At 68.5% G+C, this 10525-nt stretch carries 13 protein-coding genes; all 13 read left to right on the top strand.

Annotation, left to right across the window (positions count from 1 at the left end):
- Positions 1–271: 271 nt before the first annotated feature.
- The 13 genes from ACH442_RS47375 to ACH442_RS47315 all read left to right on the top strand — a co-directional run bounded on the left by ACH442_RS47375 (position 272) and on the right by ACH442_RS47315 (position 10518).
- Complete coding sequence (locus tag ACH442_RS47375; protein WP_396344799.1) at positions 272–1363, top strand: hypothetical protein; 1092 nt, start codon at positions 272–274, stop codon at positions 1361–1363.
- Positions 1363–2382, top strand: coding sequence for a thymidylate synthase (locus ACH442_RS47370; RefSeq protein ID WP_396344798.1), 1020 nt, complete (start codon positions 1363–1365; stop codon positions 2380–2382). The genes ACH442_RS47375 and ACH442_RS47370 overlap by 1 nt, the downstream gene beginning before the upstream one ends.
- Positions 2379–2909, top strand: coding sequence for a nucleoside-diphosphate kinase (locus ACH442_RS47365; protein ID WP_396344797.1), 531 nt, complete (start codon positions 2379–2381; stop codon positions 2907–2909). The genes ACH442_RS47370 and ACH442_RS47365 overlap by 4 nt, the downstream gene beginning before the upstream one ends.
- Complete coding sequence (locus ACH442_RS47360; protein WP_396344796.1) at positions 2906–4156, top strand: hypothetical protein; 1251 nt, start codon at positions 2906–2908, stop codon at positions 4154–4156. The genes ACH442_RS47365 and ACH442_RS47360 overlap by 4 nt, the downstream gene beginning before the upstream one ends.
- 20 nt (positions 4157–4176) lie before the next feature.
- The gene (locus ACH442_RS47355; RefSeq protein WP_396344795.1) at positions 4177–4839 is read left to right on the top strand and encodes a 3'-5' exonuclease; all 663 of its coding nucleotides are present in this window, start codon (positions 4177–4179) and stop codon (positions 4837–4839) included.
- Positions 4840–4881: 42 nt separating this feature from the next.
- On the top strand, positions 4882–5718 hold the full coding sequence (locus ACH442_RS47350; protein ID WP_396344794.1) for an aldo/keto reductase: 837 nt from the start codon (positions 4882–4884) through the stop codon (positions 5716–5718).
- On the top strand, positions 5715–6134 hold the full coding sequence (locus tag ACH442_RS47345) for a hypothetical protein (RefSeq protein WP_396344793.1): 420 nt from the start codon (positions 5715–5717) through the stop codon (positions 6132–6134). The genes ACH442_RS47350 and ACH442_RS47345 overlap by 4 nt, the downstream gene beginning before the upstream one ends.
- 142 nt (positions 6135–6276) lie before the next feature.
- Complete coding sequence (locus ACH442_RS47340; protein WP_396344792.1) at positions 6277–7602, top strand: MFS transporter; 1326 nt, start codon at positions 6277–6279, stop codon at positions 7600–7602.
- A complete protein-coding gene (locus tag ACH442_RS47335) occupies positions 7577–8101 on the top strand; it encodes a topology modulation protein (protein WP_396344791.1) in 525 nt (174 codons plus the stop codon). The genes ACH442_RS47340 and ACH442_RS47335 overlap by 26 nt, the downstream gene beginning before the upstream one ends.
- Complete coding sequence (locus tag ACH442_RS47330; RefSeq protein ID WP_396344790.1) at positions 8101–8376, top strand: hypothetical protein; 276 nt, start codon at positions 8101–8103, stop codon at positions 8374–8376. The genes ACH442_RS47335 and ACH442_RS47330 overlap by 1 nt, the downstream gene beginning before the upstream one ends.
- Before the next feature lie 118 nt (positions 8377–8494).
- Positions 8495–8983, top strand: a complete 489-nt coding sequence (locus tag ACH442_RS47325; protein WP_396344789.1) for an NUDIX domain-containing protein — start codon at positions 8495–8497, stop codon at positions 8981–8983.
- Between the two features lie 207 nt (positions 8984–9190).
- A complete protein-coding gene (locus ACH442_RS47320) occupies positions 9191–10282 on the top strand; it encodes a protein-L-isoaspartate O-methyltransferase (RefSeq protein WP_396344788.1) in 1092 nt (363 codons plus the stop codon).
- A complete protein-coding gene (locus ACH442_RS47315; protein WP_396344787.1) occupies positions 10279–10518 on the top strand; it encodes a hypothetical protein in 240 nt (79 codons plus the stop codon). The genes ACH442_RS47320 and ACH442_RS47315 overlap by 4 nt, the downstream gene beginning before the upstream one ends.
- Positions 10519–10525 lie beyond the last annotated feature (7 nt).

Below are 10525 nucleotides of genomic sequence, written 5' to 3'. Positions count from 1 at the left end.
GCATTCAGCATGCCCTCAAAACAGCGAGAGACACGCGAATCAGATTCATTGACCAGAAGCTATGAGCCGACGCTCAAGTGAAAGACCGAGGTTAGATGGCGTTCCCCTCGACGGCGGCAGGCCGGATGGTGGAACAACACAATGGCAGTCGATGAACGGGTACGACCGGCCGCTAACCACGGGGTGACGAAGGCATCGCGCGGGTTCGCCGGCCGATCTGTTGCTGCCCGTCTCAGCCGACCCCGGGAAACCCCCGCCGTCAGGAGAAAGCATGCCACCTGCCCTCGCGGAAGCACTCGGGCCGCCCTCGCTTATTGGATATAGCTGCTGGGGTTTCCTCACCGATGGGGTGCTCGACACGCCAGACGGAGCACGTAGCTTCCGCCGTTCCTTCGTCGATGCGCTACAAACAGCCGGTCACCAGGTCGTGCTGGTGCAGGCCAACCGTGACTTGAGCGAGGCCGGCACCGATCTGACCGGCGCCTACCGCTTCGATGCCGGGCTGCCGAACCTCGACGCCATCGTTTTCGAGTGGCGATGGCCGCTCCCCGGCCGTAACACCACCGCTTGTGGGGCGCCGGGACACACCTGCGATCTGCACCGTCAGCAGCAGCTGCTCGATCACTACACCCATGACCTCGGGTTGCCAACTGTCGTGTGGGATCACGATCTGTGGCTGCCCGCCGATGATCCGCTGCGAGGCCAGGCGAACGTACGCGTCGCTGACCCTGCACTGCATCCCAGCGCCGGCGCGATCACCGTAACGTCCCCTGTCCCGGATGGAACGCTCGACAGCGCAGACCCGAGTACCCTTGCCCGGCTTCCTCGCCCGCTGCCCTTGGTGTACGTCGGCAATCAGTACGGCCGTGATGAGGCGTTCGACCGCTGGTTCGCACCCGCCGCCGCACAGATGAATCATCGGGTCGCCGGCAAATGGACGAACACGGACGCGTGGCCGCACGTACAGTTCACCGGCCGGATCCGATTCGCTGACGTCGCTGGCCTGCACGCCCAAGCGCTCACGACGGTGCTGTTGACGCCCGAGCGGTACCGCACCGTCGGCGCCTTCGGCACGCGTCTGTTCGAGTCAGTCACCCAAGGGTGTCTGCCGATGACTCCGGCCGACACGGTCGGCGCCGAGCGGCTCACGCCGAAGATCCTGCACGTGCGCGACGCCGCGGAGCTTGTCGACCGGATCCGCTGGATCGAAAGCATCGCGGGCACTGACGAACACGCCGACGTGATCCGCGCCTGTCTGGACCTGCTGGAGCCGTACCGGGTCTCACGACAAGCCGCCGTGCTGCTCGACGCCCTGCACGACCTCGCCGGTACGAGCCGGCCCGCCCCCGTCAGGAGTCGCTGATGCTCACCCCGGCCGCGTTCGACACGTTCACCGACGCCTACACCGCGGTCCTGCGCCGCATCCTCCACGACCCGGAGTACGAGACTGCCGGTCGTGGCAAGGACGGCCTGGAAGTGCCGAACATTAGCTTCCGGCTCACTGACCCCATCCGCCGTACCCCTTGGCTGGCCGCACGCCGCTCCAACATCGCGTTCAATTACGCCGAGCTGCTGTGGTACGTCAGCGGCCGCGCTGACGTGGCCATGATCAGCTACTACGCGCCGCGGCTGGCCAAGCTGTCCACAGACGGCACCACCTTGACCGGCACCGCGTATGGGCCGCGGCTGTTTGGCCCGGGCGGCGACGACGGCCTGTCACAGTTCGACCGGTGCCTCAAAATCCTGCGGCAGGACCCGGACAGCAAACGTGCGGCGATGGTGATCATGCGACCGCACGAGTCGATCGGCGTCGACAACCCGGACGTCGCCTGCACCCTCGGGCTGCAGTTCATGCTCCGCGGCGGCCGCCTGCACGCCACCGGATACATGCGCGGCAACGACGCGGTCATCGGCCTGCTCGGCGACACCTTCGCGTTCACCATGATCCAGGAGATCGCCGCCCGGCGCCTCGGCGTCGAACTCGGCAGCTACACCCACCACGTCGGGTCGATGCACATCAACGTCCTCGACCGGGACAAGGTGACCGCGATCCTCGCCGAAGCCGACAGCCAGACCGCTCCCCAGTTCCCCGCACCGGCGATGCCCGGTCTCAGCAACGGCGATCTTGAAGTGCTGCTCGACTGGGAGAGCGCCGTGCGCACCGGCGCCGGTGAACTCACGGCCGAGACCGCTGCCGAGCTGCCGCTGCCGGCCTACTGGCAGCAGGTCCTGCTGATCTTTCAGGCCTACCGGCAGATTCAGGCAGGGCACCGGGTTACCGAGGACATCGCCGCCGCGCTGACGCCTGCCCATAGATGGCTGCTGGCCGCCCGCTGGCCCGACCAGATCTCCGACCTCGATTCGGCAGCGCAGCGACCATGACCGGCGGATTCACAGTCGACTGGAAGTTCTGGACCGTCATTCTACTCAAACCCGATTGCTTAGACCGTAACCTGGTCAGCCCCGTCCTCACGATGGTCACCGAACACCTGACCGTCCTGCACGTCACGACGGTGTACCCAACTGAGGAACAGATCTTCACGCACTACGCCGACATGCTGCCGCGTTCGGCCGAGCTCGGTCGTGATGTGGCCGCGGAGCTGCGCCGAATCTATGTCGGCCAGCAGGCGGCCGTCGCGCTCGGCCACGGCCCGGACGCCGCGCCCCGGCTGCGGGCCCTGCTCGGCCCGACCGACCCGGCCACTGCGGGCCCGGACACGATCCGCGGCCGGTTCGCCGCCGACAGCCTCGCCCAGGCCACCGCGCAGGGCCGGCTGGTCGACAACGTCATCCACAGCTCGGACACCAGCGCGACCGCCGCCATCGACTTCGCGACCTGGTACGGGCCCGGCAAAACCCATCTACTCCACGCCCCGATCGCCGCCCACGTGAATGGAGGCCACCGATGACCGGCCCGACCTTGCTGCAGATTTCCCCTGGTCCCAAGCAGTTGCGCCTGATGCCCGAGCAGGAACAGGCCGGCCTCGATCCGTACATTGCGCAGATCATCGGTAACCGCAAGAGCGGCCTGTCGCTCAACCACATCGTCGGCTGCACCCTGAACTGCGGCTACTGCGTCCGGCACTTCTGGGGCAACTTCGACATGAAGATCCCCCAGCTGCTCGTGGCCACCGAGCAGGCGATCGACATGCTGCTCAACCACCCGATGTTCACCCCGCACGTCACGCCGCTGCAGATCTTCAACAAGGCCACCGACCCGTTCCTGCCCGGCGTCAAACCGCACCTGTTCCAGGTGCTGGCCGCCCTCGACGAACGCGGATACACCAACCACATGCTGGTGATCACCCGGTTCAAGGTCACCGCCGACGACATGGCGTTCCTGGAAAGCCTCCAGCACCTGCGGGTCACGCTGTTGTTCACCTACTCGGGCATCAGCGACGACCGGATCGAACCGATCTCCAAGAGCAACATGACGGTCACCTCCATCCGCACCGCGGCCGAGCACCGCCGGCGGACCGGCGTGATCCTGTACTGGCGCCCGATCACCCCTGGCTGGAACGACAGCCCCGAAACCATGGCGCACGTCCTCGACGTCGGCCGCGACGTCGACGCCATGGTCTTCACCGGCCTCTACCACAAGCAGGAGAACGCCACCTACCTGGAAGGGCTCGGCGTCACCGTCCCCTACAGCGAGGACGAGTATCACCGCCGCAAGACGATGGCGTCCGACCTCGACGCCCGGGTCGTCGCCGCCTGGCGTGCCTCCGGGACCACCACCCCGCTGTTCCGCAAGACGTCCTGCGGGGTCGCCTACGCGCACACCACGTTCGACTACAACGGTCACTGGGGCGTCCGCGAGCTCTGTGACATCTGCCCGCTGGAGCAGCAACGCCGCTGCTCCGACGCTCTCCGGCAGCCCACCGACCAGCAGATGCGCGCGGCCCTCGACCACTTCGGGTTCGACACGCCCTGGGATCTCGACGACGGCCATGTCTGGACCACGGGCCTGGGTGAACAGCGTCGCTACGCCCTGCAGCACCACTTCGGCTACCAGATGTGGGACATCGAAACCCCGCATGTGCTCGGCGCGCACGGCAGGTCGATGACCGGCCACGACCTCGACCCCGCACAGGCCGCGGACTTCGAACGGGTGAGGCAGAACTTCGCACTCGCCGCTCGCACCGAGGACGATTGAGCGCCGGTACGGTCAACGCGGTGACCACCGAATCCGAGCCCTGGCACACCGCCAACCTGGTCGCCCTCGACCTGGAAGGCACCGGAGCGCAGGACCGCGACCAGGAGCAGATCCTCGAGATTGCCGCGGTCCGGTTCCTGGGCGGGCGCCCGGACATCGCCACCGCCTACAGCACCGGCATCGATCCCGGCCGGGCCATCCCCGTCCGGCCGTGGATCTCACCCGGGCTGGCCGGCACCGCCCTGCGCGGCCAGCCCACCCTCGACGACGTCCGGCCCGCCGTGCTCGCCCGTCTCACCGGGGCCTGGCTCGTCGGGCACAACATCGGCGTCGACTGGCGCCTGCTGCACCGGCACCTGCCCGACCTCACCGTCGCCGGCCTCATTGACACGATGCGCCTGGCGAAGGCCGCGTCCATCCCCGGCAAACTCGGTCTGACTGACCTGCTGACCCACCTGCAACTGACAGCCGCCGTTACCGCCGCCGCACCCGGCAGTCGGCCCCATCGGGCGCTGTGGGACACCGCGGGCACGGCCTTGCTGCTTCCAGTCCTGATCCGCCAGCACTTCACCACCGAACCCACCCTGCAGCAGCTTGCCGCCGTCGCCGGGATCGGTCTTGCAGCACCGTCGTCGACCACCACCAGCGCGGCCGCAGATCCGCAACCCACCCTGTTCGACTGACAGCCCTCACAGCGTCACCGAGGGCACCGAAAGGGCACCTCGATGACCAGCACCACCGACAGCTCCACCTTCGCCATCGGCGGTGACCTGCCGGTCCGGCGTCTCGGCTACGGCACGATGCAACTCACCGGCCCCGGCCACTGGGACCTGCCCGCCGACCCCGACGCGGCCCGTCGCCTCCTGCGCGCCGCCGTCCACGACCACGGCATCAACCACCTCGACACCGCCGACGCCTACGGCCCCCACACGGTCGAGACCCTGATCCGGGAAGCCCTGCACCCCTACCCCGACGACCTGCTCATCGCCACCAAGGGCGGCCTCGCCCGGCCCGGCCCGAACATCTGGCGTCCGTGCGGCCGACCCGAATATCTGACCCAGTGCGCCGAACTGAGCCTGCGCCGCCTGCGCGTCGACACCCTCGACTTGTATTACCTGCACCGCACCGACCCGCTGGTGCCGCTCGCCGACCAGCTCGGCGCCCTCGTCGGCCTTCAGCGCGCCGGCAAGATCCGGCACATCGGCCTGTCGAAAGTCACCGTCGACCAGATCGAACAGGCACGCGCGATCACCGGCATCGCCGCCGTCCAGAACCAGCATGCGGTGACCAGCACCGATCCCGTCCTCGACTACTGCGAGACCAACGGTCTGGCGTACGTCGCCTTCAAACCGTTCGGTGCCGCCATCACCCCGCCGAGTACCGGCAACGCCGTCACGGCTCTCCGGCCGGTCGAGGCATTGCGAACGTTGCTGGCTCGTTCGCCGGCGATGCTCGTCATCCCGGGCACATCCTCGGTCGAGCACCTGCGGGTCAACTGCGCTGCCGACCACAGCGTCTCCGCGGACGAGAACACCACGGCGTGCCGGAGGACAAGGTCATGACCGCCACCGAAGCAGCCCACATACAGACCGGGAGTAGCACGGCGGGCGAGCCGTTTCACCTGCTTGTGGCCACCGTCCGAGAGTTGGCCGTCCGTTATCCCGACGACTCGGGGCCCTTCGTCAGGTTGGCGAAGTTGACCGAGGAGACCGGTGAGGTCGCTACACAGATCAACATCTGGGCCGGTACCGGTCTCAAACGCCAAAAGCACGGCGCGTTCGACGCTCGCGAGCTTGCCGCGGAACTTTCCGACGTCCTGCGGGCCGCCGTCGGCATCGCCGTCGAGTTCGACATCCTCGATCTGCTGGTTGTCGCGATCCGCCATAGGCACACCGAGATATGCGGAGCCGGCCAGTGGGCCTCGGCGCCGTCGCCGGACGACCACGGGATCGAGGCTGTGCATGCATCCAGCCGATAACCGCCACCGTGGCGCCGACGCGTCCCCCGGGTTCGCAGCAACACGCCACATTCGACCATATGTGCGAAAACAGAACCCGCTTCGGCTGACTGCGTCGCGTGCCCGACAGCTCGTACCGCGGGCGCTCCGGTACCGATATGTCATGACGATCCCGGATCCTGCAGCCAGGGCAGCCGGCCGCTTCGAGACGCTGCACGATCCGCGGCGGGAGTTGCGGCAGGCGTGGGTGGCGTACGCGGTGTCCCAGGCCGGCAGCGGAGTTGGCGCGGGCGCCCTTCCGCTGGTTGCCATCCTGATGTTGGACGCCTCGGACTGGCAGGTGTCGCTGCTGGCCGCGGTGGCCGGGATCGCCGGGTCGGTGACGATCATGCCGCTGGGACCGTGGGTCGAGTTCCACCGCAAACGGCCCACCATGATCAGCGCGGACCTGCTGCGCTGCGCGGCCTTGGCCAGCGTGCCGATCGCCGCGTGGCTCGGGAAGCTGACCTTCACCCAACTGTGCGTGGTGGCCGCCGGGCAGATGGTCGGGACGATCGCGTCGTCGGCGGCCAGCACCGCCTACCTCAAACACCTGGTGCCGGCCGACCGCCTGGCGCTGGTCAACTCCCGGTGGGAGACAACGATGTGGACGGCCAGCACCGCCGGCCCACCGGTCGGCGGCTTGCTGGTCTCCGCCCTCGGCCCGCTGGCCACCGCCGGCGCCGATGCGGTCAGCTTCGCGGCCTCCGGCCTGCTCCTGGCCCGGATCCGGCGGCATGAACCCCTCCCGCCCGGCCCGGACCGGGGCCGGCACTCGGTGGCGGAGATGACGGCGGGCTGGCGCCACATCGCCGCCCACCCCGTCCTACGCCGCCTGTTCGCGCATTCTCTGATCTTCGGCGGGTGCATAGTCGCCTCGACTCCGCTGATCGCGGTGCTGATGCTGCGAGACCTGGGCTTCAGCCCGGCCGCGTACGGATTGGCGCTCGGCCTGCCCTGCACGGCCGGAGTGCTCGGCTCGCTGCTCGCGCCCCGAATCATCGCCCGCGCCGGGCTGATGCGCGTCCTGCTGATCGGCGGCGCCGCCCGCTGCCTGTGGATAGGCATCATCCCCCTCGCGCCCGGCACACCGGCCGGCCTGGCGATGATCGTGGGCGCCGACACGGCCCTGCTGATGTGCGCGGGCGTGTTCAACCCGGCCTTCGCCACCTACCGGATGCAGGCCACCGCCGACGGCTACCTCGCCCGCGTCGCCGCCGCGTGGGCCGTGAGCGGCAAGATCGCCCAACCGGCCATGATCGCTGCCGCCGGGCTGGCCGCCGCGGCGTTTGGTGCCCGAACCGCGCTACTCGCGCTGGCCGCCGTGCTGCTGACCACCATCGTGATCCTGCCCTGGCGGGCCTGGCCTACCCGGCGCAACCGCCTGATCAGCGCCGACGAGTCCCACCGGGAGGAGACGTTCCGTGCGCCGGATCGCAATCCTCGGTAACGGCGGCGCCGGCAAGACCGTGCTGGCCAACCGGCTCAGCACTATCCTTGGCATCCCGGTCACGCACCTGGATGACCTGCGCTACGCCGACGACGGGACCACCGTCGCCGAAGCCGTCTTCGTCGACCTACAGCGGGAGGTCGTCGCCGGCGAAGCGTGGATCATCGACGGGAACTCGCTGGCTTCCCTGCCGATCCGCCTCGGTCGGGCCGACACGGTGATCGTGGTCGACCCGCACCCGCTGGTCTGCCTACTCGGGATTCTGCAACGCCGCCTGCGCTACCGCGGCGGCCGACACCCTGACGGCGTTTTTGACCGCATCAACGCCTCTTTCCTCTGGTACGTCGGGTGGCGATACCGGCATACCCATCTGCCGAAGGTGCGGGCCTGCATCGCCGAGCACTTCCGGGGAGCGCCGGTCATCCACCTGACCAGCCGCAGGCAGGCCGACCTGTGGGTAAACGTGTTCACCCACCACCACGGCAAGGGTGGCCGGTGATGAACCTGTCCGCTTATATGGTCGTCGGCGAGCCGCCGTACGGGGCGGTCGCCCGGCACGGCGCCTGCCCGGGGACGGCGGCACTGATGCTCTGCACGCTGTGCCTGGCCAGGCAACGTTTCCCCCAGCTTGGTGCCGTACAGCGTCGATGCGCACTGCTGGCACACACGCATATCCCGGTGCTGGCCGGGCAACACCGGGCGCTGCCTGACGCGTTGGTCGCCTCCGCGCTGTTCGCGCGGCTGCTCACCGACGGCGCAAGCCGGTGCGGGTGATCGCGGATGAGTCAGCTTCAGCAGTTGGCCGACCTATCCGCTCCTGAGTACTACCACTGTGCAAGACGCCCCTGTTCTGACCTCGCCATGATGTGCCCGCCGCTTGGAGGAGACAACGTTGAACGCCCTGCACCAGCCCTCGTCCGCCCCGCGCCAGCCCTCGGCCGCTGCGCCTCGGCGCCCGGTCGATGTCTTCCTGTTGCTGCACGACGGCCCGAAAGTCCTGTTAGCGCTGCGTGCCGGCACCGGGTATGCCGACGGCGAATGGAACCTGGTGTCAGGCAAACTCGAGACAGGCGAGACTGCCCTGGCCGGGGTCCGGCGCGAGGCCGCCGAGGAGGTCGGCCTGCGCCTGGGTGAGGACGACCTGCACTTCACTGCCACCGTCCACCACCGCAACCGCAACGGGCAGGGCCGTATCGGCCTGGTCTTCACCGCCGCCTTCGAGCCTGGCCGGCACGGTGAGCCGGTCAATGCCGAGCCACACAAATGCGCAGGCATCGAATGGTTTCCCTTCGAGGAGCTTCCGGCCGAAACGGACCGCTACACCCTGGCCTGCGTCGCCGCCTGGCGTTCCGGTGAACGATTGCACCTCAGCGGGTGGTAACAGCCGGCTACGGCAGATCAGCGATTCACCGTGCGACCACACCGTGGCACTGCGGACAGGACCTCCTCGCCGTGATCGACACATGACCCGAACCTTGGTCGAGCTGCCGCGCCCGCTGTTTTCCGCTGGAACGGCCTTTTCTAGCGCAGCATCGACCGCGTGGCCCCCGCCGACCCGTCGCCTTGACCGTGCACCTTTGGAGGAGTCGTGACCGATCTCAATGAGGCTTTCGGAACCGTACCCGTCCTCACCTACACCGATCACGAACGCTACGGCGCCACCGTCCACCGGTCCGTCCCCGAGTGGATCCAGCGCGAAGTGACATCCCTGAAGGTTCAGACCGGGCATCGCGTTCTGGAGATCGGTACCGGCTCGGGTTACAGCGGCGCCCTGCTGGCCCGGCTGTGCGGACCACGCGGTCGGGTCACGAGCATCGACATCAGCGACGATCTCGTCAACCGGGCGCGGGCGATCCACGCCGAACGCAGGGTCACCGGGATCGACTGTCACGTCGCCGACGGCCTGGCCGGCTTCGCGGCCGCCGCGCCGTTCGATCGGGCGGTCGGGTGGTGCACGCCGCCGCGGCTTCCCCGGGCTTGGGTCGAGCAGATCGTGGACGGCGGCCGGATCGTTGCCTCACTGCCGATCGCGCAGCTGCCGTCCACCGCCTTGATCACCACCATTACCGTCGACGCCGGCCAGCCCCGGGTGCAGGCCGTTGTCGGTGGCGTTTACGCCCAGAGCACCCCGACACCGGTGGACGACGCCGTGACCGTGCCCGGCCGGTGGGTCGACTACTGCGACCGTCAACCGGATCCGTCCTGGATATCCATCGGCTGGCGCGCCGACGATCCGGACAACAGCGGCGCCCGCGCGGCCGTCGATCGGCTCCTGCACCCCGGGCACACCGAAACCTACGGCGACATGGAGGCCGACTGGCGATCCTGGAGCGCCTTCACCGCCGCCCCACCCGACCCCGGTCTAAGTATGGTGTCGCTGCGTAATCTGGTCCGCGGGATCGGCCACAGCACCGCTACGTCCGCAGCCGTGATCCTGACCGACGGCACGATCATCGCCGACACACCAGGTTCGGCGTCATTGACGGTTCTGCACGATTGGCTGACCCGCTGGCAGCAGGCCGGCCGCCCCACCGCCGACACCTTTGTTCCCCGGCTGGTCCCCCACGCGAGCACCGACTGCCCCGGCTGGGACCTGCAGATAACCGTGCCCGCCGCTGCGGTGCCGACGTCGCGGCCTGCTATCCCACAGCCGCGCGCCGACCGGGCGGAGCCGGCATGACGCCGGAAGAACTCGTCGACGCCGCGATCTCCGTGGCTGAGGAAGGCGTGCTGCGCCGCGAGATGCCGATCGGAGCGGTCGTGGAGATGGGCGGGGAGATCATCGCCTCCACTCACACCCAGGACCAAGCCCGGCAGCGACACCTAGTTGTGATGTCCAGCCAGGTTGTTCAACCGGGTGATCGGCGTGGTCTTGCCGATGGCGGTGTGGGGCCGATGATGGTTGTAATCGTGTAAGAACGCT

It is taken from the genome of Actinoplanes sp. NPDC020271 (genome assembly GCF_044388125.1).
Taxonomy (GTDB): domain Bacteria; phylum Actinomycetota; class Actinomycetes; order Mycobacteriales; family Micromonosporaceae; genus Actinoplanes.
Note: the sequence above shows the minus strand (reverse complement) of the source record. Positions and strands in the feature narration are given on the sequence as shown.

What these genes read in the sequence shown, in the direction of transcription:
- ACH442_RS47340 (WP_396344792.1), top strand. Translation starts at nt 6,277, where the DNA reads ATGACGATCCCGGATCCTGCAGCCAGGGCAGCCGGCCGCTTCGAGACG.
- ACH442_RS47350 (WP_396344794.1), top strand. Translation starts at nt 4,882, where the DNA reads ATGACCAGCACCACCGACAGCTCCACCTTCGCCATCGGCGGTGACCTG.
- ACH442_RS47370 (WP_396344798.1), top strand. Translation starts at nt 1,363, where the DNA reads ATGCTCACCCCGGCCGCGTTCGACACGTTCACCGACGCCTACACCGCG.
- ACH442_RS47345 (WP_396344793.1), top strand. Translation starts at nt 5,715, where the DNA reads ATGACCGCCACCGAAGCAGCCCACATACAGACCGGGAGTAGCACGGCG.
- ACH442_RS47315 (WP_396344787.1), top strand. Translation starts at nt 10,279, where the DNA reads ATGACGCCGGAAGAACTCGTCGACGCCGCGATCTCCGTGGCTGAGGAA.
- ACH442_RS47375 (WP_396344799.1), top strand. Translation starts at nt 272, where the DNA reads ATGCCACCTGCCCTCGCGGAAGCACTCGGGCCGCCCTCGCTTATTGGA.
- ACH442_RS47330 (WP_396344790.1), top strand. Translation starts at nt 8,101, where the DNA reads ATGAACCTGTCCGCTTATATGGTCGTCGGCGAGCCGCCGTACGGGGCG.
- ACH442_RS47360 (WP_396344796.1), top strand. Translation starts at nt 2,906, where the DNA reads ATGACCGGCCCGACCTTGCTGCAGATTTCCCCTGGTCCCAAGCAGTTG.
- ACH442_RS47365 (WP_396344797.1), top strand. Translation starts at nt 2,379, where the DNA reads ATGACCGGCGGATTCACAGTCGACTGGAAGTTCTGGACCGTCATTCTA.